21 protein-coding genes, 2 pseudogenes and 1 riboswitch are annotated in these 20237 nt (G+C 67.9%); of the genes and pseudogenes, 11 read left to right on the forward strand and 12 right to left on the reverse strand.

All coding sequences use genetic code 11. The features are described 5' to 3' along the window. The 3 genes from A5652_RS07120 to A5652_RS07130 form a co-directional block, all read left to right on the forward strand. On the forward strand, positions 1-1258 hold a 1258-nt coding region (locus A5652_RS07120), incomplete at its 5' end, for an acyl-CoA reductase (RefSeq protein WP_067348369.1). After that, positions 1255-2175, forward strand: coding sequence for an SDR family NAD(P)-dependent oxidoreductase (locus tag A5652_RS07125; RefSeq protein ID WP_067348428.1), 921 nt, complete (start codon positions 1255-1257; stop codon positions 2173-2175). The genes A5652_RS07120 and A5652_RS07125, both read left to right, overlap by 4 nt. After that, the gene (locus A5652_RS07130) at positions 2172-2792 is read left to right on the forward strand and encodes a TetR/AcrR family transcriptional regulator (protein WP_067348371.1); all 621 of its coding nucleotides are present in this window, start codon (positions 2172-2174) and stop codon (positions 2790-2792) included. Before A5652_RS07125 ends, A5652_RS07130 begins: the two co-directional genes overlap by 4 nt. On the opposite strand, the gene A5652_RS07135 is transcribed toward A5652_RS07130, so the two are convergent. The 8 genes from A5652_RS07135 to A5652_RS07170 form a co-directional block, all read right to left on the reverse strand. Next, positions 2734-3306, reverse strand: coding sequence for a TetR family transcriptional regulator (locus A5652_RS07135; protein WP_067348373.1), 573 nt, complete (start codon positions 3304-3306; stop codon positions 2734-2736). The two genes, A5652_RS07130 and A5652_RS07135, sit on opposite strands and share 59 nt — an antisense overlap. 17 nt (positions 3307-3323) lie before the next feature. Beyond that, positions 3324-4142: an enoyl-CoA hydratase/isomerase family protein gene (locus A5652_RS07140; RefSeq protein ID WP_067348375.1), complete on the reverse strand. Its 819-nt coding sequence runs from the start codon at positions 4140-4142 to the stop codon at positions 3324-3326. Continuing rightward, the gene (locus A5652_RS07145) at positions 4139-5161 is read right to left on the reverse strand and encodes a TIGR03617 family F420-dependent LLM class oxidoreductase (RefSeq protein WP_067348379.1); all 1023 of its coding nucleotides are present in this window, start codon (positions 5159-5161) and stop codon (positions 4139-4141) included. Before A5652_RS07145 ends, A5652_RS07140 begins: the two co-directional genes overlap by 4 nt. A gap of 77 nt (positions 5162-5238) precedes the next feature. Next, positions 5239-5877, reverse strand: a complete 639-nt coding sequence (locus tag A5652_RS07150; RefSeq protein WP_067348382.1) for an LON peptidase substrate-binding domain-containing protein — start codon at positions 5875-5877, stop codon at positions 5239-5241. Beyond that, a complete protein-coding gene (locus tag A5652_RS07155; RefSeq protein WP_067348385.1) occupies positions 5877-7007 on the reverse strand; it encodes a glutamate--cysteine ligase in 1131 nt (376 codons plus the stop codon). Before A5652_RS07155 ends, A5652_RS07150 begins: the two co-directional genes overlap by 1 nt. After that, positions 6997-7671: a superoxide dismutase family protein gene (locus A5652_RS07160; RefSeq protein ID WP_067348388.1), complete on the reverse strand. Its 675-nt coding sequence runs from the start codon at positions 7669-7671 to the stop codon at positions 6997-6999. Before A5652_RS07160 ends, A5652_RS07155 begins: the two co-directional genes overlap by 11 nt. A gap of 21 nt (positions 7672-7692) precedes the next feature. Next, a complete protein-coding gene (locus A5652_RS07165; RefSeq protein ID WP_067348391.1) occupies positions 7693-8169 on the reverse strand; it encodes a LytR C-terminal domain-containing protein in 477 nt (158 codons plus the stop codon). A gap of 19 nt (positions 8170-8188) precedes the next feature. After that, entirely contained in the window at positions 8189-8497 is a 309-nt protein-coding gene (locus tag A5652_RS07170; protein ID WP_007768412.1) for a DUF3263 domain-containing protein, read from the reverse strand. A 203-nt stretch (positions 8498-8700) separates the two neighbouring features. On the opposite strand from A5652_RS07170, the gene A5652_RS07175 reads away from it, so the two are divergent. From A5652_RS07175 to A5652_RS07190, 4 genes are all read left to right on the forward strand, one after another. Next, the gene (locus A5652_RS07175; protein ID WP_067348393.1) at positions 8701-9294 is read left to right on the forward strand and encodes a peptide deformylase; all 594 of its coding nucleotides are present in this window, start codon (positions 8701-8703) and stop codon (positions 9292-9294) included. Next, positions 9294-10196: a GCN5 family acetyltransferase gene (locus A5652_RS07180; protein ID WP_067348396.1), complete on the forward strand. Its 903-nt coding sequence runs from the start codon at positions 9294-9296 to the stop codon at positions 10194-10196. The genes A5652_RS07175 and A5652_RS07180 overlap by 1 nt, the downstream gene beginning before the upstream one ends. Positions 10197-10246: 50 nt before the next feature. After that, complete coding sequence (locus tag A5652_RS07185) at positions 10247-11065, forward strand: exodeoxyribonuclease III (RefSeq protein ID WP_197513812.1); 819 nt, start codon at positions 10247-10249, stop codon at positions 11063-11065. A gap of 118 nt (positions 11066-11183) precedes the next feature. After that, a complete protein-coding gene (locus A5652_RS07190; RefSeq protein WP_067348402.1) occupies positions 11184-11630 on the forward strand; it encodes a hypothetical protein in 447 nt (148 codons plus the stop codon). Between the two features lie 82 nt (positions 11631-11712). On the opposite strand, the pseudogene A5652_RS07195 reads toward A5652_RS07190, so the two are convergent. Then, a pseudogene (locus tag A5652_RS07195) lies at positions 11713-11919 on the reverse strand (Rv1535 domain-containing protein); the annotation flags it as partial. A gap of 72 nt (positions 11920-11991) precedes the next feature. On the opposite strand from A5652_RS07195, the gene A5652_RS07200 reads away from it, so the two are divergent. Beyond that, positions 11992-12267: a hypothetical protein gene (locus tag A5652_RS07200; protein WP_156745202.1), complete on the forward strand. Its 276-nt coding sequence runs from the start codon at positions 11992-11994 to the stop codon at positions 12265-12267. A gap of 15 nt (positions 12268-12282) precedes the next feature. Here the strand turns inward: A5652_RS07200 and A5652_RS07205 are convergent, their stop codons facing one another. From A5652_RS07205 to A5652_RS07215, 3 genes are all read right to left on the reverse strand, one after another. Next, positions 12283-16143 carry an ATP-binding protein gene (locus A5652_RS07205; protein ID WP_067348411.1) on the reverse strand — a complete coding sequence of 1287 codons (3861 nt, stop codon included), beginning with the start codon at positions 16141-16143 and terminating at the stop codon, positions 12283-12285. Continuing rightward, entirely contained in the window at positions 16143-16502 is a 360-nt protein-coding gene (locus A5652_RS07210; protein ID WP_067348415.1) for an STAS domain-containing protein, read from the reverse strand. The genes A5652_RS07205 and A5652_RS07210 overlap by 1 nt, the downstream gene beginning before the upstream one ends. A 129-nt stretch (positions 16503-16631) precedes the next feature. Beyond that, positions 16632-17300 (reverse strand): PAS and ANTAR domain-containing protein, encoded by a 669-nt coding sequence (locus A5652_RS07215; protein WP_156745200.1) that lies wholly within the window; start codon positions 17298-17300, stop codon positions 16632-16634. A 146-nt stretch (positions 17301-17446) separates the two neighbouring features. Beyond that, positions 17447-17557: riboswitch (TPP riboswitch) on the forward strand. Between A5652_RS07215 and thiC the strand changes: the two genes are divergently transcribed. The 3 genes and pseudogenes from thiC to A5652_RS27440 form a co-directional block, all read left to right on the forward strand. Continuing rightward, positions 17549-19228 (forward strand): phosphomethylpyrimidine synthase ThiC, encoded by a 1680-nt coding sequence (gene thiC, locus A5652_RS07220; RefSeq protein ID WP_067348421.1) that lies wholly within the window; start codon positions 17549-17551, stop codon positions 19226-19228. It overlaps the preceding riboswitch by 9 nt. A 97-nt stretch (positions 19229-19325) precedes the next feature. Next, positions 19326-20153: a bifunctional hydroxymethylpyrimidine kinase/phosphomethylpyrimidine kinase gene (gene thiD, locus A5652_RS07225; protein ID WP_067348424.1), complete on the forward strand. Its 828-nt coding sequence runs from the start codon at positions 19326-19328 to the stop codon at positions 20151-20153. Continuing rightward, positions 20150-20237, forward strand: a pseudogene (locus A5652_RS27440) (alpha/beta hydrolase); the annotation flags it as partial. The gene thiD and the pseudogene A5652_RS27440, both read left to right, overlap by 4 nt.

The raw sequence follows: 20237 nt of genomic DNA on the forward strand, positions 1-20237 counted from the left end.
CGCCCTCGGCGACGCGCTGAATTTCGAAACGAACACCCACCTACAGGAAGCCTACGAAGCCTCCCTGGTCGCCAATGTGCTGCCCGCGGAGATGCTCAAGAACAGCTATCGCGTTCTGCCACCATTGTTTTCGCGTGCCAACGTCACCGAAATCGCCGACACCCAGGTGGGGCTCGACTACCTGAACGGTTGGGTGCCGCACACCTTGGGCGACGGCCGCGAACTGCGGGTGCGCGCCTTTGGTTCGCGCGTGCTGCACATCCCGGCGGGCAACGGCGGCCTGGTCTCGGCGGTGACCATCCTGCGTTCGGTGATCACCCGCTGCGACGTCATCATGAAGGCACCGTCCAACGACCCCCTCACCGCGATCGCCATTGCCCGCACCCTGGCCGATGTCGCACCGGATCACCCCATCATCAGGCATCTGGCCGTCGGCTACTGGAAGGGCGGCGACCTGGCCGTCGAGGAAACGCTCTACCAGCCTCAGCACATCGAAAAGATCGTGGCCTGGGGCGGATTGGCGTCGGTCAGGCACGTGACCCGCTACATTCAGCCCGGTCTGGAGCTGATCGCGCTGGACCCCAAACGCAGCTCGACCATCATCGGTGCCGAGGCATTCGCGGACGACGAGACCTTGCGCGAGGTGGCCCGCCGCGCGGCGATCGACATCGGCGTGGCCAACCAGGAAGGCTGTGCCAACGCCCGGGTCATCTACGCGCTCACCGGAACCGACGCCGAGGGCCTGGCCAACGCCAACCGGCTCGGCGAACTGATCTACCGCGAACTGGTCAGCCTGCCCGCCGTCGTCAGCACCGCGCCGCGCTATCCCAACCGCGAGCTGCTCGACCATGTAGAGGCCTCGCGGATGGCCGAGGACTTCTATCGCGTCGTCGGCGGCGAACAACGCGAGGGTGCCATCGTCGTCTCTCAAATCGACGAACCGGTCGACTATTCGCCGATGTTGTCAGGTCGTGTCGCCAACATCGTCCCGGTGGATAGCATCGACAAGGTGACCGCCGCGGTGAATGCCTATACGCAGACCATCGGCATCTATCCCGAATCGCTCAAGCGTCGGCTGCGCGACACCCTGCCGTTGTTCGGCGCGCAGCGACTGACCAGCCTGGGGTATGCCTGCAGCGTGGCACTCGCCATGCCGCAGGACGCCATCGAGCCGATCCGGCGGATGTGCAAATGGATCGTCGACGAGGAATGCGATCCGAGCGTCGTCGTCCCGCTGTGGCAGGCCGCGCCGGCATGACCGATCGTCCAACCGCACTTGACGTCGTCGACGGGATCGCTATGTCCGGCAAGACATGTGTCGTCACCGGCGCGTCGTCCGGGCTGGGCCGCGAGTCGGCCCGGGCGCTGGCCGCCGCGGGTGCGCAGGTCATCTTGGCCGCCCGCAATCGGGATGCGCTCTCGGAGACCGCCCAGTGGATCGGGACCGAGGTACCGGGCGCCCGGATCGCGACGGTGCAGCTCGATCTCACCGCGCTGTCCAGCGTTCGCGTGGCGGCACGCGCGATCGCTGACATCACGCCGGTGGTGCACGTGTTGATGAACAACGCGGGCGTCATGTTCACCCCGTTCGGCCGCACCCGGGACGGCTTCGAACTGCAGATCGGGACAAACCATTTCGGGCACTTCGAACTCACCCGGTTGCTCGCCCCCCAGCTCGCCGCCGCCGGCGGTGCCCGGGTGGTGATCCTGTCCTCGGGCGGCCATGTGATGGGTGACGTCGACTTCGACGATCCCAACTGGAAGCGCCGCGATTACGACAAGTTCGTCGCCTACGGCGCCGCCAAGACCGCGAACATCCTGCACGCGGTGGAGGCGGACCGGCGCCTGTGTGACTTCGGGATCCGCTCCTATGCAGTGCATCCCGGTACGGTGGCAACCTCGCTCGCGCGGTACATGTCCCGCGAGGACTTCTCGCAGCTGCGTAAGTTCACCGCCGACAACAGCCCCGAAACCTCCGACGGCTTCCTCGACTTCGTCATGCCCGAACAGGGCGCGGCAACCCAGGTGTGGGCCGCCGTCAGCCCCGACCTGTCCGGCCGCGGCGGCCTCTACCTAAAAGACTGCGCGGTCAGCGCGTCGGCGCCGCACGCCCGCGACGCGCGGCGCGCCGCCGAGTTGTGGAATCTCTCCGAAAAGCTCTGTGGCACAGCATGAGTAGGATAGAGCGGCGCAAGCGCGAGGTGCGGGAGCGGATCCTCACGGCCGCCTTCGATCTGTTCTTGAATCACGGTGTCGGGGCCACCACCATCGAGGAGATCTGCGAACGCGCCGACGTGGCGAACCGGACATTTTTCAATCATTTCGCCACGCGGCAGGACATGATCCGCGCCCTGGCCGAGCAAAGGTTAGTCAACCTGCACGACGTCGTGTTCGATCGTGCCGACGAGGCGATCCCGGCGCGGCTTGTGGGTGTGTTCGACGACATCGCCGCGACGCTGGGCGGATCGGGCGACACCTACCGCGAGATGATCGGGGAAATGCTGGCCACCAGTGGCTACGGCATCCAGCGCGGATCCAATCTGCACGACACCTTTGTCGAGCTGGTCAAGGAGGGGGTGGCGCGCGGAGAGGTGAGTGCGCGCCACGACGCACAAACCCTGGCGGACATCATGGTTGGCGCCCTGTCCGGGGGTATCCTCAACTGGACTCTGGACCGGGCCTATTCGCTGGACACCAATCTGCACAACCTCGGTGTCGCATTGGCCGAGTTGCTCACCGCGGGCGCCGGTTCGCCGCGTCGGCGCGCACGCCGGCCAGGATCCAGCGGATAGTCATCGGAAAGTTCTTGGCGATCTTTGCGGCCTCGCCTCGGGGTGAGTGTTCGGGCTCGCGCCGCGCCCGCACCCCGATGATGGCGTGGTTGATCGTGACGGTGACCAGCGACCGGCAGCATTCGCGCGCCAGGGTCCGCGGGATGCCCTCCCGTACGGTTGCTTTCATCAGGTCATCGATGTAGTCGGTCACCGCTCGGCGGTCATCGATAGTCATCATCTCGGTCAGGAACGGGTGCGCTCGCAAGGCCTCATACAGCGCCTGACACCACTGCCAGGCGGTGGATTCCCACGTGTCGCATTCGGTGAAATCCAGTCGCAACCGGGAAAAGTGTTGTGCGACAAGCTCTCGGATGAGCTGATCGCGGGTGCCGACCTGCTGGTACAACGTGCGCGTCGAGATCTTCAGGTCCGCGGCCAGCCGCCGGGCATTGAGCGCGTCGGCGCCTTCGGCATCCAGCAGTGCCAGCGCGCGATCGTAGATGTCCTGCACCGGAATCAGCGGTCTGGGCATCGGTGACTACCGTGCGCTCATGGGTCGGGCAGCGGTGTCCACTCGCTGGACACCCGCGAGGTGAAGTGCGGCGACCGGCGATCGAGGAATGCGGCGATGCCTTCCCCAGCGTCGGCGCTACCCATCACCCGCTCGTGCAACTGGGTCTCCAGCGCGGCGACCTGTCGCGGCGTGTAGCGATTGATCGCGCTGTCCCACAGCAGGCGTTTGCACAGCGCCGCCGACATCGGCGCCACGTTGACCGCGATGTCGCGGGCGACGGTCAGCGCATGGTCGAGCACCCGCCCGGCGGGCAGCGCGCGGTTGGCGACCCCGAGCGCGGCGGCCTCGGCACCGCCGAACGTGCGCCCCGTGAGCAGGATGTCGGCGGCCACCCCCAGGGTGGTCAACTGGGTCAGCGTCCAGTGTGACATGCAGTCGGGCAGCACCCCCCGGCGAACCTGTACCACACCGTATTTCGCGTTCTCGGCGACGATGCGGATGTCGGCCTGCAGCGCGATCGTCAGCCCGATGCCGATGGCGTGGCCGTTGACCGCGGCGATCACCGGTTTGCGCAACTCGAACGCCGCCGGGGTGATCGGCGAGGCCGAGAACGTGCCGTCGTCCGCGGGTGCGTCGAACGGGCTCGCGTCGCCGGAGAAGTCGGCCCCGGCGCAGAAGGCGCGTCCGGCGCCGGTCAGCACGATAGCCCGGACGTCGTCGTTTTCGTCGCACTCCCGGTACGCGCGGCCCAGCAGCTCGCCCATCTCAGCGGTGTAGGCGTTGAGTCGGTCCGGCCGATTGAGCGTGAGAACCGCTACGCCCGAATCGATTTCGACGGTCAGTTCGGTGCTCATGGCAGCGCGGGCACGCGGTGCAGGGCGCCGATCATGTCGGCGACGTCGGCGGGGCGGGGGCTGTAGCCGGGGAAGTAACAGCACACCTCGTCGGCGTGCTCGCCGAACCGCGCGGCGATCTGCCGCGCGCATTCCTCCGGCGTTCCGACAATCCCGATCCGCTCCACCATCTCGTCGGTGATCAGCCTGCGCATCTCGGCGAAGCGGCCCTGCTTGGACAGCGCATTGAGTTCGGGCTGGACGTCGGCCCAGCCCTCGACCTCCAGCACGGGCAGGTAGGCCGGCGTCGAGCCGTAGAACGCGATGAGGGAAGCCACCCCGTTGATCGCGGTCGCCAGGTCGGCCTCGTCGCGGCCGACGGCCACCATGGTCTGGGCGATGATCTGAAACTCATCGAACGTCCGCCCCGAGCGCCGCAGCCCCTCGCCGATCGCGGGCACGGTGCGTTCGGCGAAGTGATTGGCACTGTTGAACGGCATGACCAACAGGCCGTCGGCGACCTGGGCGGCGGTGCGCGTCATCACCGGACCCAGCGCACCCAGCAGCACCGGCGGCGGTCCGAACGGGTTGGGGCCGGGGTTGAAGTTGGGCGCCATGATTGTGTGCGTGTAGAACTCGCCGCGAAACTGTAAGCGGGCCTTGCCTTCCCACGCAGCGAAGATCGCCTTGATCGCGGCTATGGCTTCGGCCATCCGCGGCGCCGGCCTGTCCCACCTGCTGCCATAACGCTTTTCGATGTGCACCTTGATCTGCGACCCGAGGCCGAGGCGGAACCGGCCACCGCTGTACAGCTGCAGGTCGTAGGCGGAGTGCGCCATGTGTAACGGACTGCGCGGCGGGGCAATCGCCACGTTGGTCATCAGGTCCAGGCCGGTCGTTCCGGCGGCGATCAGCAGCGGAAAGAAGACGTCGTGCTGGCCCTCGAAGGTGAACAGTCCGTCCGCGCCGGTCGCGGCGATGTCGGCGGCACTCGCCGCCGCCTGCACCGGTGAACCGCTGACCTGGAGCTGTACCTTCATCCGCCCACCGTTCGTTAGGAAAACACTGTGTTTCTACCGCATCGGCGAACCCACTGGCAAGCGCTGACCGCGCCCAATCATTCGGAAAGCTGAAACTCCACCACCTCGGCGACCGCGTCCACGGCCTCGCGCAACGCGACGAGGCGGGCGGCGGCCGTCGGCGCCGACAGGACCGAGTAGCGGTCGGCCGTGCCGATGGGAATGCGAGACGCCAACGCGAACAAGCGCTTCCCGGCCGGGCCGGTCCGGTCATGCCCCAGGATCACCTCCCGGCCGGGGAGCTTGATGTCGCGCGCCTGCGCAATCCGTTCGAACAGGGCGATCGCACGGTCTTCGACGTCGAGCAGCTGCGCGTCCGACACCGCATTCCCTGGTTCGTCGGGCCACAGCTCTACCGTCGCCCGCGGGTATGGGTCGTCCGGTAGCCATTCGGACACCCGAATGCGGTCCCCGGTACGACAATTCAGCACGTAACGCCCGGCGCCTTGGTCGACACATTCGATGATCCGGGACAGGACACCGACGTCGCAGCGCGCATCACCGCCACCGACCTCGCGCCCGCGCGAGATCAGCACCACGCCGAACGGGTCGCCGGTTTCCGTGCAGTGCCGCACCAGCGCGCCGTAGCGTGGCTCGAAGATCCGCAACGGCAGGTCTTGGCCGGGCAGCAGCGCCGACTCCAGCGGAAACATCGCCAGCTCAAGGGTTTCCGTCATCAGATCTCCAGTTCGGCCACCAGCGCGTCGACGACCGCACGCAGGTCGCCATCATGTTCTTCGGCCACCCTGCGCTGCCGCTGGTAGGAAGCGCCCTGCCGCGGGATGTCGGCCACCGCGGCCAGCTCGTCGGCGCAATGCAACTTCTTGGCCACCGGCTCCAGCCGGTTCAGCACGTCGTCGAGATCCTCGGTGACCAACCGCTCTTTGCTGTCGGCGTCCAGGATGATCACCGCGTCCAGGCCATAGCGGGCGGCGCGCCACTTGTTCTCCTGGTTATGCCAGGGCGGCATGCTCGGCAACGACTCGTCGGCTTCCAGCCTGCGGTCCAGGTCGACCACCAGGCAGTGGGTCAGCGCGACCAGCGCGCCCAGCTCGCGCAGGTTGGACACGCCATCGCAGATCCGCATTTCGAGCGTGCCCAGGTGCGGGGAAGGCCGGATGTCCCAACGGACTTCGTCGACGTGGTCGATGATGCCGGTCTTCTTCTGGTCGTAGACGAAACGTTCGAACTCCGCCCAGGTCTGGAATTGGAACGGCAGCCCGGCGGTGGGCAACTGCTGAAACATCATCGCGCGGTTGCTCGCGTAGCCGGTGTCCACGCCCGCCCACCACGGCGAGGACGCCGACAACGCCAACAGGTGCGGGTAGTAGTTGAGCAGCGAGGTCATAATCGGCATCACCTTGTTCGGCGAGGAGATGCCGACGTGCACGTGCACGCCCCAGATCAGCATCTGCCGTCCCCACCACTGGGTGCGCTTGATCAGTTCGGCATAGCGCGGGGCGTCGGTGAGTTTCTGAGACGTCCACTGCGCGAACGGGTGTGCGCCGGCGCAGAACAGCTCCATGCCGCGATCCCGGACGATGCGGCGCGCCGGCCCGAGCGTCTGCCGCAGGTCCTCCATGGCCTCGCCCGCGGTGCGGCAGATGCCGGTCACCACTTCGACGGTGTTGCGCAACAATTCCTTGTGCACGCGCGGGTTTTCGCCGATCTCGGCGATCACCGCGGTGGCTTCGTTGCTCAGGTCGCGGGTCTGCGCGTCGACGAGCGCGAACTCCCACTCGACGCCGAGCGTCGGCCGTGGTGAACGGGCGAAATCGATGCGCGAGCTGGCCCTGCTAGCCGGCACCGATGACACCGCACGCCACCCGCTTGCCGGGGTCACCGGTACTCGGGGTCATGTCGTTGGGACCCGGCGTGCCACTGGTCTGGTTGTTGCCCCCGGCTTCCCCGGAGTGGGCCGCACCGGCGTGAATGATGATCGCGGTCTTCTGTCCGGTGACCAGATCCTCCATCGCGAAAGCGTCCGTGGTGGTCACCATCGTCCCGGAGCCGTCCTTGCGGATCTGCAAGGGAGGCAGGGCTCCACTGGAGGGCTCGCCGGTGTGCCCGGGCGTCTGGAAGTGGTCGCCGGCGGACAGGAAGTCTCCCGGCGCGCCCCCATTTGGGGCTACCGAGTTGGGTTCGCACTTGCCGACCTTATGGATGTGCACATCATGGAACCCGGGCGTGAGCACACCGTTGGCGGTCGTCTCGATGGTGATGGTGGCGTAGCCGTTGTTGAATTCGAACTTCGCGGTGGCCACCTGGGTGCCGTCCGGCGCCTTCAAATGCGTGATCACGCCCTGGGCCGTCTCGGCTCGTGGCTCCGAGGCTTTCTCCCCGGCCGGCGACGGCGATCCGGTCCACACCGCGGGGGTGGTTCCCGGAGCCGACGACGCCTGCTGGGGCGACGAACAGGCGCCCAGCAGCACGACACAACCGGCCAGAACCAACGGGGGCAGCTTAGGCATAGCCAGCAGCCTATCGCCTACCTAGCCCGCGACGAGGACGATGACACCCGGCGCCTCGCCGCTGAGCGCGGGAATTCGCGGTTCGACGGGTGCGCCCAGGGTCTTACCCACCGCGTCGGCCGTAGCGTGCTCGTCGCCGGCGTCCGTGTAGTAGACCGTGGTGGCCGAGACGTCCGGCACGGCCATGTTGTCGACCTTGGTGACTTTGAAGCCCGCGGACGTCAGCTGGTCCTTGGTGTGCGCGGCGACACCCTCTTTCGAGGAGATGTTGTAGATCTGCACCTCGGCCTGGGTGCTCGCCGGCTTGTTGGTGGCGGACGTCGTCGCCGAGCTGGTGGCGCTGGCGCTGGACATCGCCGACGCCGAATCGTCGTCAGAGCTCGCGGAAGATCCCAGCGCCTGCCAGCCGAGCAGCAGGAAAATGACGCCGAGGAACAGCAGCACCATCACCATTGCCCGCAGCGGCAGCCCGGTGGAGTCGGGAACTCGTTCTTTCATCGAGCCCTACTGTAACGAGTCAGGTCACCTCGAAGCCGAGGCGCCGCGCCGCGCGGGCCTTCTGCCTGCTGGCGCGCAACCGGCGCAGCCGTTTCACCAGCATCGGGTCGGCGGCCAGGGCCTCGGGCCGGTCGACGAGCGCGTTGAGCACTTGGTAGTAACGAGTCGCCGACATCGAGAACAACTCCTTGATGGCGTCTTCCTTCACGCCGGCGAACTTCCACCACTGGCGCTCGAAGGCCAGGATGTCGTGCTCGCGGCGGGTCAGCCCATCTGCGATCTCAGAGTCGTCCCCCGATCGATTTGCCCGCGCCATGGCGCTGTCCATATCGCTTCCCCTGGACCCTTTCGGCGAATTCCGAACTGCTCGAATGACTTGACTTAGCTAAGGGCGTGTTTCGGCGAATATTGAAACACGCGCCAAACCCTCAAGCCGTCATCCAGACCCGCGAGTCGGCCGATTGACCAAGATTGCCCAGACCGAAGATCGCGGGCTGGGCGGCCCACGGGCGTGCGGTAGCTTAGCCGACCATGGCAGTCGTTCCGATCCGCATCGTGGGAGATCCCGTCCTGCACACCCCGACACAGCCGGTACCGGTCGCTGCCGACGGTTCGCTGCCCGCGGATCTGACCGAGTTGATCGCGAACATGTACGACACCATGGACGCCGCGCACGGGGTCGGGCTGGCGGCCAACCAGATCGGTGTCGGGTTGCGGGTCTTCGTCTACGACTGCGCCGACGACCGGGGTCGCACCGAACGCCGCCGCGGCGTCGTCGTCAACCCGGTCCTGGAAACCTCCGAGATACCCGAGACCATGCCCGACCCGGACAACGACGACGAGGGCTGCCTGTCGGTGCCCGGTGAGTCATTCCCCACCGGGCGCGCCAAGTGGGCCCGGGTCACCGGGCTCGATGCCGACGGCAAGCCGGTTTCCATCGAAGGCAGCGACCTCTTCGCGCGAATGCTGCAGCACGAGACCGGGCACCTGGATGGCTTCCTCTACCTGGACCGCCTCATCGGCCGGCATGCCCGCAGCGCGAAACGCGCCGTCAAATCCCACAACTGGGGCGTTCCCGGCCTCTCCTGGACGCCCGGCGAGGGACCGGATCCGTTCGGCCACTGATGGTCTCGTGGCCCGACCCGGGAACCCGGGTGACGGTTCGCTACCGTCGGCCGGCCGGTTCAATGCCGCCGTTGACCGATGCCGTGGGCCACCTGCTCGCGGTCGACCCGATGGTACGGGTGCGGACGAAGAGCGGCGCGGTTGTCGAGTTCGCGCCCTCCGATGCGGTCGCGCTGCGGGTGCTCACCGACACCCCCCTCCGCACCTCGCAGATCCGCGCGCTGGAGCACGCCGCCGCCGCGGCGTGGCCGGGCGCGGAGCATCTTTGGCTGGACGGCTGGCTGTTGCGGGCCGGTCACGGCGTCGGGATCGCCGCGAATTCCGCAGTGCCGCTGACGCTTTCCGCCCAAGTGAGCGCCGTCCCGGCGATCGTCGACTGGTATGAACACCGCGGCCTGACGCCACGGCTGGCCGTGCCCGATCGAATGCTCACGCTGCCCCCCGGCTTAACCGTCGAACGCACGGAACGGGTTGTGGTGCGCGATCTTTCCGGCGTGACCGCCCCCGCCGCCGGCCCGTACGTCACCCTGTCACCGCACCCCGTTAACGCGTGGCTGCGGATAGCCGGCGGCAGGATTCCGGTCGAGGTGCTCACCGCCGTCATCGACGGCGAGCTCGCGTTCGGGATGCGCGCCGACGTCGCGGTCGCGCGTGCCGCCGTGACCGACACACCGGATGGCGCACGCTGGGTGGGCATCTCGGCAGTGCGCTCCGCGATGAACGCCGACGAGCGCTCGGCGGCGGATGTGTGTGAGGCGTTGTTGGCCTGGGGCGCCGATCGCGGCGCGACGCGCGGCTACATGCGGGTACCCGACACCGGAACGACGACGCTTGCCACGGCGCTGGGATTCCGGCCGCACCACCGCCGTCGTTACGTTCCGGTGCGCCGGGCTAGCGTCTAGCCATGCCCGACGGGACGATTGATGGCGCCGACCCGCGCCCGGCTTCGCCGCTGCGGATCGCCACCTGGAACGTCAACTCGATTCGTTCCCGGCTGCCCCGCGTCACCGACTGGCTGGCACGCGCAGACGTCGACGTGCTGGCCATGCAGGAAACCAAATGCTCCGACAGCCAGTTCCCCACTTTGCCGTTCTTCGAACTCGGCTACGAGGTGGCCCACGTCGGTTTCAACCAGTGGAACGGCGTGGCGATCGCCTCGCGCGTCGGCCTCGACGATGTGCAGATCGGGTTCGACGGCCAGCCCACGTGGAGCAGCAAGCCAGAAGTCGCCGCCACCGCGGAAGCCCGTGCCCTGGCCGCCACATGCGGTGGCGTCCGGTTGTGGAGCCTCTACGTTCCCAACGGCCGATCCCTGGGCGACCCGCACTACACCTACAAGCTCGAATGGCTTGCCGCGCTGCGTGATTCGGCCTCGGGCTGGTTGCGCGACGATCCCGCCGCGGCGATCGCGCTGGCCGGCGACTGGAATATCGCCCCGCAGGACGACGATGTCTGGAGTATGGAGTTCTACACCGGCGCCACGCATGTCTCCTTGCCGGAGCGCCGCGCGTTCCAAGCCATTGTCGAGGCACAATTCACCGACGTGGTGCGCCCTTTCACGCCGGGTCCCGGTGTCTACACGTACTGGGACTACACCCAGCTGCGGTTCCCGAAGCGACAAGGCATGCGCATCGATTTCATCCTGGGCTCACCGGCTTTGGCAGGCCGCGTGATCGACGCGCAGATCGTCCGCGAAGAACGCAAAGGCAAGGCGGCCAGCGATCACGCGCCGGTGCTGATCGATGTGAGGCGTGACGAGCCAAGTCCATAACGGTCGGGCCGGACCGCACCTCACATCAAGCTCAGGCAATTCTCATGCGTCTTCTCGTTGTCTGCGCGATGACATGGTGGCAGGCTTTGGAAATCAGAGGTACAGACAGGGAGCCATCATGAGTGTCATCGGCGGAGCAGTCCGAGGCGTGAGTCAGGCGGTGAACCGCGCGGCGACCGCGACGACCGCGACCGCCGGTGCCGTGGGCGGCGCGGCGGTCAACGGGGTCATCGGCGGCGTCACCGGAGCCGCGGAGGGCGTGAAGCGCGGCATGAACAGCGGTAGCCACTCGGCGCCCGCGGCGGCGCTGGCCTTCGGCGCGCTGGGCGTCGCGGGATTGGTGGAGTGGCCGCTGCTGCTGGCGGTCGGCGGCAGCGCTCTGCTGCTGCAGAAGCTGAGCCGCAGGCAGGAGGGCGACACCCGCGCGGTCAAGGCGAACCTCAAGGCGGTTCCCGCGCAGCCGGCGCCGCGGAAATCGACGCCTGCGAAAACCCCCAGCAAATCCACGGCCAAGAAAACGGCCGGACGCCGTGCGGGCACCACGAAGTTGCGCAGCACCAACTAGCGCCCGCCGTCGATCAGCCGGTTGCCTGGCGGTACGTCGCGGAGGCCAGTTCCGGCAACGGGAGCCGCACCACGCGGTCGTCGCGATCGTGGCAGTGGGCGGATGGATCCGGACAGATCCGGCCCCGAGCCACCCAAAAGGGCGCCGTCGCGCCGCGACGAGGCGCCCGATCGCTGTGCCGGATCTCGACAACCCCGACGCGCCACAGCAGCGCATAGAGTTCGATTAGCGGCACCCTCAGCACCGAAGCAAACGACGAAACTAGCGGATCGCCCCCGGTGTCGGTCATCGTCGACATAAGTCCGACGGTGGACGCGCGACCCAGCGAGATGGGAAACCCTTCGTTACCGAAAGGCAAATGATGGCGGAAAAGAAGTCGCGGCGCGGCACATCCCAGCGCGAGGCGGTGGAGAAGGTCCGCGAGGGCGAAACGTTTGCGGTTAACCTGCCGGTGGTCGGTCAGGTGGAAATCCCCAGGCCAGAGCAGCTGGCCTACTTCGGCGGGCTGGCGGCCCTGGCGGCCCTCGAGCTCATCGACTGGCCGGTGGCCCTGGTCATCGCAACCGGACACTTCCTGGCAAGCAACCACCGCAACAAGCTGCTGGAGGAGCTCGGCGAGGCGATGGAGGAGGCCTAGCGGTCAGCTCGCGGCTTAGCTTCCCGCGACCGCTTGGTCGAACCGCAGGGTGACCCGGGTGCCGGCCGGGGTCCGCCGCGTGTCGACGTCGTCGGCCAAACCGCTCATCAGGGTGAGCCCGCGCCCCCGGCGGCGGCTGCGCAGGCTGGCCGACGAGTCGCCGACCCAGCGGCCGGTGTCACTGACCGTGATCACGACGGCGTCCTGTCGCAGGAAAGCCTCGACCGAAACCGTCTCGCGCGGCTCGTTCCGGCTGCCGTGTTCGATCGCGTTGGTGACCGCCTCGCCGGTTGCCAACAGGATGTCCGTCTCGCGATGCGGCACGACGGCGATCGCGTGCAGCCAATCCCGCAGCTGGTGGCGGGCCACCGGAATCTGAGCGGGTGCGGCCGGCACCACGGTGGCGAAGCTGCCCGCGGCCACGTGGCTTGGCCGCAGCGCGAGCACCACGACGTCGTCGCGGTAGCCGGACGGCGGGGCCATCCGGGCCAGCAACTCCGCGCAGATCTGTTCCACCGGCAGGCCGGCGCACTGCGCCGCGACAGCCTCCAGGCGGGCAAAGCCGTCGTCGAGCGACTCGCCGGACCGTTCGATGAGTCCGTCGGTATAGAGCAGGATCAACCCGCCCGCCGGCAGCTCGGCGGTCGCGGTGTCGCCGGGCCGTCGGTCCGCCGCGTCGTGGGCGCCTTTTCCCGTCACGGATACCGGGGCGCGCCGGCCCGACTCGAGATAGACCGTCTGCCCGCCGGGCAGCACCAGCAGCGGATACGGGTGGCCGGCGCAGCTATACCTGACGGTGGCCCCACCACCGTGGCTTGAGGTGTCGATCAGCGCATAGGCCACCGTCGCGCAGCGCGCACCGTCGACGCTGGCGCCGTAGCGATCCAGCGAACCCAGCACCGCGTCCGGTTCGCCTGCCGTGAGCGCGGAAGCCGCCACCGCGGCGCGCAACCTGCTCATCACGATCGCCGCCGCCAGGCCGTGTCCCACCACGTCGCCGACCGATATCGCGATCCGGTTGGGGTGGTCCAGCGGGGTGACCGAATACCAGTCACCCCCGACCCGCATGGCCTCCCCCGCCGGCTCGTAGACGGCCGCGACGACCGCCGCGGTGGAGCCGCGATCCAGGTCGAGCAGGTGCTCCTGGAAGTCGATGGCGATCTCGTGTTCGCGGGCCATCAGACGAACCCGGTCCAGGGCCGAGGACGTCAGTTCGGCGGTGCGGGCGAAGGCTTCGAGGTCGGCGGCGTCGAATTGGCGCGGAGCCGGCCACAGCAACGCCAGCACACCCAGGATGCCACCGGTGCCGTCCCGAAGCGGGTGGGCCACGCAGGCGCGGATGCTCGCCGCGCTGTCCCGCACGGCGTGCTCGTAGCGCGGAGGCAGTTCGAACGTGTCGGTGACGATCATCGACTCACCGGTGCGCGCGACATCGGCTCCGATCAACGGGGCGTCCGGTGCGACGACGTGATAGCGGTCGCGGAACTCCGAGGGCAGATCGCCGGCGTATTCGAACCGCAGGTGCTGCTCGCCATCGATGACTCCGATGGCGACCGCGCCGGCGTCGCGCGAGCCGAAGGAGGAGCCCAGCAGAGCGTCCATGATTTCGCCGACCGAGCCGGCGCCCTGCAGCGCCGAGTCGAGGTGCACCAGATCGGCGGCCAGGCCCGACTGTGCGTCGCGACGCTGCCGGTCACGCTCGCGACCAACGGCGGCCAACCTCGACGCCAGGCGGTCGATCAGCTCTTGGGATCGAAAGGGCTTGGGCAGGTAGTCGTCGGCCCCGCCGGCGTAGCCCTCGTTGACGGCCTCGGCGCCGGCGCGGGCGGACAGCATCAGGATCGGCGTCGCCGCCAATTCCGGGTCGGCGCGTACGGCGGCGACGAATCCGAAGCCGTCGAGGCCAGGCATCATCACGTCGGTGACGATCGCGTCCGGGCGCAGGTTCCGCGTCGCCGCCAGCGCCGACTCTCCGTCGCCGACCAGAGCCGTCTCCCAGCGGGTCGACAGCACCCGGTCCAGGTGCGCCCGCATGTCGGCGTTGTCGTCGGCGATGAGCACCAGTTGGCGGGCCCTTCCGGGCGTGGCGGCCACGGGTCCGGCGGCCGTCATCACCCACTGACTGGCCTCGGCGACATAGGGATTGGTCGCATCCAGCCCGGCGGGCGACGGGTCGACGACCGCGCCCGAGACCGATCGCGGCACCCGGATCGTCACGGTCGTCCCGTGGTCCAACTCGCTGTCGATCTTCACCGTGCCGCGATGCAGATCGACCAGGCCCCGGACCAGAGACAAACCGATCCCGGTGCCCTCGACGCTGCGGCCGCGCATGTTGTCGGCGCGGTAGAAGCGCTCGAACAACAGCTTCAGATCGTCGGCGCCGATCCCGACCCCGGTGTCGCGCACGGTGATCACGCAGTCCCCGGACTCGGCTTGCACCTGCACCGAGATCGTGCCCCGCAGCGTGTATTTGACGGCGTTGGACAGCAGGTTGAGAACGATCGTCTCCCACATCCCCGGATCGACGTCGGCCAGGGCCGGCGCGCAGTCCAGCTCGAGCTCGAGCCCGGCGCGGTGACACAGCTCGGTGAAGGACGACGCGATCTGCGCGGTGAGCGCGCCGACATCGGTGCGCACCAGCTTCGCGTTGGCCCGGCCCGCCTCGATGCGGGAGAAGTCGAGCAGCGAGTCGACCAGGCGCTGCAGCCGCCGTGCGTTGCGTCCCGCGGTGGTAAGCCGCTCGGCGAGCAGGCTTTCCGGTGCCGCGTCCAACAGCGCGTCGTCCAGCGGTCCGAGCAGCAGGGTCAGCGGGGTGCGGAACTCGTGGCTGACATTGGTCAAGAATGCCGTCTTCGCCCGGTCCAATTCGGCCAGCGCATCGGCTCGGTGCCGTTGCTGCTCGTAGGAAACGATCGAGGCGAACGTCGAGGTCAACTGGTCGGCCAGCAACTGACAGAAGCCCTGAAATTGCGTGTCGAGGGGGCGCCGCGGGCTGGCGCCGACCACCAGCGCCCCGGAGGTCGAGGCCTCCCCCAGCGGCAGCACCAGCACCTGCCGCGGACAGTCGGCGCCCAGGACCTCGTCGATGCCGGGGACCGCGTCCGCGACGTCCTCGATGACCTGCCCTTCGGCCCGGGACCGCGTCGCCGCATCCCAGTCGATCAGTTGCGCCAGCTCGCCGGGCAGCAGCGACTGTACCGATGGCGTCGCGCCGCGCAGCGTGAGGTCCCCCGTCTCGCCGGCGGCCGCGTAGACGGCGATGAACGACAGGTCGGCGGTCTGCGAAGCGCACACCCTGACCGCGACGCCAACCGCGTCGTCGATGCTGCGGCTCTCGACTATCGCCGAGGCGACGGTATTGAGCAGATGCAGGCGGCGCTCGCTCAGCACCCGCTCGGTGGTCTCGTAGGACGGGCAGAAGATACCGAACGGCTCACCGTCGGCGCCCATCAGCGGGCTGTAGGTGAAGGTGAAGAACCTTTCGACGCGCCGCCCGGCGGTCACCATCGCCAGCATCAGGTCTCGTGACCAGGTCGCCTCGCCGGAGGCGACGACGCCGGCCAGCATCGACCCGATTGAGTCCCAGATGTCCCACCACACATGGCGCCCGGGCTGGCCAAGGGCGGCCGGGTGCTTGTCGCCGAGGATCTCGATGTAGGCGTCGTTGTAGACCACGAACAGGTCGTCGGTGCCCAGCCACAACACGAGGGGAAACCGCGACGCCAGCGTGGTCGCGACCGCTGCGCGCGTCTCCCTGGGCCAGTCCCGGGGCGGCCCCAGCGGATGGTTGTCCCAGTCGAACCCGGCGAACCGCCGGCCCATCTCACCGCCCAACGAAACAGCAGCGGCCAGGTCAGCCGGCAGCCGCGAGTCCATCACTGGCGTCTTCGTTGCAACGCCGCGGAAAGTGTGGGGTAGATGTCGAAGACGCGGTCCAGCTCCGTGACCTGGATCGGACGCAGCACCTGGTCGTGGTCGGCGACCAGGCGCACCGACGTCCCACCGGCCTTCCCGCCCTCGTGGCAGTCGAGGACCGCGTTGAGCGCCGCGCTTCCGAAGAACTCAACCGCCAGCAAATCGATGACCACAGGTCGGACCGGCTGCGCCAAGGCCAGCCCGAGCGCGGTGTTCAGGTGAGCGGCAAGCTCACCGACGGTACTGGAGTCGACATCGCCTTTGACGCTCACAATCACTGCATCGTCGTGGGCCTCGTGTTCGACAGCCAACAACTTCATGCCTTTCGCCGCAGCCAACGTTCGGATCTGCAGCCGCTAAGCCCGATGACGCGGCGTGGATGCGCGGTCGCGCACCGCAGACCACCCGAGATTACCTTTACCCGACCTGCTCGTTTATCGATTCCCCGGTTACCCGGCGGACTCGGGCGGAATCCTCTCGTGCACGGTCAGCAGCAAATGGTCGAACTGACTCTGCAGAACCGCCGCCGGTGACGGCAGGGTGGCCATTTCGCTGAGCAACTGCTTGGCCAGTGCCCGCAATTTCACGTTGGTCTCCTGCGACCGCCACTGCAGCACGCGGAACGCCTGCTCGGCGCTGACCCGATAGACGAACATCAGCACGCCCTTGGCCTGTTCGATGGCCGCGCGGCTCTCGAACAGGTCGGGCAGCGCCTCGTCGAGCACTTCTTGCCTGGTCTCGTCGAGGGTATTGGTGAGGTCGATGTAGTAACCCTCGGTGCCCAGCACCGCACCGGACTCGTCGAGCATGCGGTCGGCGACGACGATCGCGTCGTGCACCGTGCCCGAGGTGTCGAGGAACCGGTGCCTGCTCGAGAACGACTCTTCGGACTGCAACGCGTAGTCGAGCAGCTCCTGCACATGCGCGCGATCGTCGGGATGTTTGTGCGACATCAGCAGTTTGGTCGTCGGCTCGACCTCGCCCGGTTCGTAGCCGTGCATCCTGGCGACCTCGTCCGACCATTCCCAGCGTTGACCCACGAACCAGAAGCGGAACGCACCGATGTTCAGGTACCCGGGGGCTGGCTCGACGGGATCGGAAAACCGTGCGCCGCCCACATCGGATGACGATTCCCCTGTTCGCCTGCGCTGTTGCACGTTTGCATTTTTCCATTAGGGAAATGCCCTCGGCCACCGCCCCGGCAGAAATAGCCGTCGACCATGTCACTCGGTGCGGGGTGGGGGTAACGTCGCGTGCGGACCCATCCATATGACGCGGGAGCGCACGCCGAGTGCGCTGAGAGGACGGCTCGGGGCCGTCGACCGTACGAACCTGACCGGGTAATGCCGGCGTAGGGAGATGAAAAATGACCGATGTCCTTTCCGGATCTGCGTCGGGCACCGCCTCGCCCAGCGTCGAGCCGGCCGTGACCACCGGCCCGATCGCGGGCAGCAGCAAGGCCTACCGCGAGATCGCGGGTCCGGACGGAGCCACCCTGCGGGTGCCGCTGCGGCGCGTGCACCTGTCCACGGGTGACGATTTCGACCTGTACGACACCTCGGGGCCGTACACCGATCCGGACGCGACGATCGATCTGACGGCCGGGCTCCCGGCGCGGCCCGGCGTTGTCCGCGATCGCGGTACCCAGCTGCAGCGCGCCCGCGCCGGCGAGATCACCGCCGAGATGGCCTACATCGCCGCCCGCGAGGGCATGCCCGCCGAGCTGGTCCGCGACGAGGTCGCGCGTGGCCGTGCGGTGATCCCGGCCAACCACAACCACCCCGAGATCGAGCCGATGATCATCGGCAAGGCATTTGCGACCAAGGTGAACGCAAACATCGGCAACTCGGCGGTGACGTCCTCGATCGCCGAGGAGGTCGACAAGATGGTGTGGGCCACCCGGTGGGGCGCCGACACCATCATGGACCTGTCCACCGGCAAGAACATCCATGAAACCCGCGAGTGGATCCTGCGGAATTCGCCGGTGCCGGTCGGCACGGTGCCGATCTACCAGGCCCTGGAAAAGACCAAGGGTGACCCGACCGAGCTCACTTGGGAGCTCTACCGCGACACCGTGATCGAGCAGTGCGAGCAGGGCGTCGACTACATGACCGTGCACGCCGGCGTCCTGCTGCGTTACGTGCCGCTGACCGCCAAGCGGGTCACCGGCATCGTCTCCCGCGGCGGCTCGATCATGGCGGCCTGGTGCCTGGCGCACCACCGGGAGTCGTTCCTGTACACCAACTTCGACGAGCTTTGCGAGATCTTCGCCCGCTACGACGTCACCTTCTCTCTCGGCGACGGCCTGCGGCCCGGCTCGATCGCGGACGCCAACGACGCGGCACAGTTCGCCGAGTTGCGCACCCTGGGCGAGCTGACCAAGATCGCGAAATCCCATGGCGTGCAGGTGATGATCGAGGGACCGGGACACGTCCCGATGCACAAGATCGTCGAGAACGTGCGGCTGGAAGAGGAGTGGTGTGAGGAGGCCCCGTTCTACACGCTGGGCCCGCTGGCCACCGACATCGCGCCGGCCTACGACCACATCACGTCGGCGATCGGCGCGGCCATCATCGCCCAGGCCGGCACCGCGATGCTCTGTTACGTGACCCCCAAGGAGCACCTGGGGCTGCCGGACCGCAAGGACGTCAAGGACGGGGTCATCGCCTACAAGATCGCCGCGCACGCAGGCGATCTGGCCAAGGGGCACCCGCACGCGCAGGAACGCGACAACGCGCTGTCGACGGCACGGTTCGAGTTCCGGTGGAACGATCAGTTCGCGCTGTCGCTCGACCCGGACACCGCGCGGGAGTATCACGACGAGACGCTGCCGGCCGAACCCGCCAAGACCGCGCACTTCTGCTCGATGTGCGGGCCGAAGTTCTGCTCGATGCGTATCACCCAGGATGTCCGCGACTACGCCGCCAAGCACGGCCTGGACAGCGAGGAAGCGATCGAGGCGGCCATGTCCGAGGGCATGGCGGAGAAGTCGCGTGAGTTCGCCGAGCACGGCAACCGGGTGTATCTACCGCTGGCCCAGCAATGATCGCAAGCGCGGCGCAGCCGGGCGCTGGGGGCACTCCCCCGCAAGCGGGAGGTGCCCCCACCCGCTTGCGGGGGCCGGGTCGCCGCCATTCGGCCCAGTGACGTTCCTGCCGCTGCCTGCACCGGGCACGACGCCGCGGCGGGTGTTGTCCATCGCCGGATCGGACTCCGGGGGTGGCGCGGGCATCGAAGCAGACATGCGCACGATGGCGCTGCTGGGTGTGCACGCGTGCGTCGCGGTCACCGCGGTCACCGTGCAGAACACGTTGGGTGTGCAGAGTTTTCACGAGGTGCCCGACGACGTGGTCGCCGGGCAGATCGAAGCCGTGGTCGGCGACATCGGCATCCAGGCCGCCAAGACCGGGATGCTGGCTTCGCCGCGAATCATCGACACCGTGGCCACCACCTGGACCCGGCTCGGGTTGTCGGTTCCACTCGTCGTGGACCCGGTGGCGGCCTCCATGCACGGCGATGCGCTGATGGCGCCTGCCGCCCTGGATTCGCTTCGCAATCAACTGTTTCCATTGGCGACGCTGGTGACACCGAATCTCGACGAGGTGCGACTGCTGGTCGACGTCGACGTGGCGGACACGGCGTCGCAGCGGGCCGCGGCCAAGGCGTTGCATGCGCTGGGCCCGCGGTGGGTCCTGGTCAAGGGCGGTCACCTGCGGTCGTCGGATCGCAGCTGCGACCTGCTCTATGACGGCGCCGATTTCCACGAGTTCGACGCCCAGCGGGTCGCCACCGGTAACGACCACGGCGGTGGCGACACGCTCGCCAGTGCCATCGCGTGCGCCCTAGCGCACGACTTCACCGTGCCGGGCGCCGTCGAGTTCGGGAAGCGTTGGGTCACTGAGTCTTTGCGCGCCGCCTATCCCCTGGGACATGGCCACGGCCCCGTCTCCCCCTTGTTTCGGCTGTCATGAACCTTGAAGAGATCGCGGGCGTCGCGCACCAACCGGATGGTGCCGCCCAAGGCGTGGTAGTCCTCACCCACGGCGCCGGCGGTA

Source organism: Mycobacterium sp. 1165178.9, assembly GCF_001673555.1.
Lineage (GTDB): Bacteria > Actinomycetota > Actinomycetes > Mycobacteriales > Mycobacteriaceae > Mycobacterium.

What these genes read in the sequence shown, in the direction of transcription:
- A5652_RS07125 (WP_067348428.1), top strand. Translation starts at nt 1,255, where the DNA reads ATGACCGATCGTCCAACCGCACTTGACGTCGTCGACGGGATCGCTATG.
- A5652_RS07130 (WP_067348371.1), top strand. Translation starts at nt 2,172, where the DNA reads ATGAGTAGGATAGAGCGGCGCAAGCGCGAGGTGCGGGAGCGGATCCTC.
- A5652_RS07135 (WP_067348373.1), bottom strand. Translation starts at nt 3,306, where the DNA reads ATGCCCAGACCGCTGATTCCGGTGCAGGACATCTACGATCGCGCGCTG.
- A5652_RS07140 (WP_067348375.1), bottom strand. Translation starts at nt 4,142, where the DNA reads ATGAGCACCGAACTGACCGTCGAAATCGATTCGGGCGTAGCGGTTCTC.
- A5652_RS07145 (WP_067348379.1), bottom strand. Translation starts at nt 5,161, where the DNA reads ATGAAGGTACAGCTCCAGGTCAGCGGTTCACCGGTGCAGGCGGCGGCG.
- A5652_RS07150 (WP_067348382.1), bottom strand. Translation starts at nt 5,877, where the DNA reads ATGACGGAAACCCTTGAGCTGGCGATGTTTCCGCTGGAGTCGGCGCTG.
- A5652_RS07160 (WP_067348388.1), bottom strand. Translation starts at nt 7,671, where the DNA reads ATGCCTAAGCTGCCCCCGTTGGTTCTGGCCGGTTGTGTCGTGCTGCTG.
- A5652_RS07165 (WP_067348391.1), bottom strand. Translation starts at nt 8,169, where the DNA reads ATGAAAGAACGAGTTCCCGACTCCACCGGGCTGCCGCTGCGGGCAATG.
- A5652_RS07170 (WP_007768412.1), bottom strand. Translation starts at nt 8,497, where the DNA reads ATGGACAGCGCCATGGCGCGGGCAAATCGATCGGGGGACGACTCTGAG.
- A5652_RS07175 (WP_067348393.1), top strand. Translation starts at nt 8,701, where the DNA reads ATGGCAGTCGTTCCGATCCGCATCGTGGGAGATCCCGTCCTGCACACC.
- A5652_RS07180 (WP_067348396.1), top strand. Translation starts at nt 9,294, where the DNA reads ATGGTCTCGTGGCCCGACCCGGGAACCCGGGTGACGGTTCGCTACCGT.
- A5652_RS07190 (WP_067348402.1), top strand. Translation starts at nt 11,184, where the DNA reads ATGAGTGTCATCGGCGGAGCAGTCCGAGGCGTGAGTCAGGCGGTGAAC.
- A5652_RS07200 (WP_156745202.1), top strand. Translation starts at nt 11,992, where the DNA reads ATGGCGGAAAAGAAGTCGCGGCGCGGCACATCCCAGCGCGAGGCGGTG.
- A5652_RS07205 (WP_067348411.1), bottom strand. Translation starts at nt 16,143, where the DNA reads ATGGACTCGCGGCTGCCGGCTGACCTGGCCGCTGCTGTTTCGTTGGGC.
- A5652_RS07210 (WP_067348415.1), bottom strand. Translation starts at nt 16,502, where the DNA reads ATGAAGTTGTTGGCTGTCGAACACGAGGCCCACGACGATGCAGTGATT.
- thiC (WP_067348421.1), top strand. Translation starts at nt 17,549, where the DNA reads ATGACCGATGTCCTTTCCGGATCTGCGTCGGGCACCGCCTCGCCCAGC.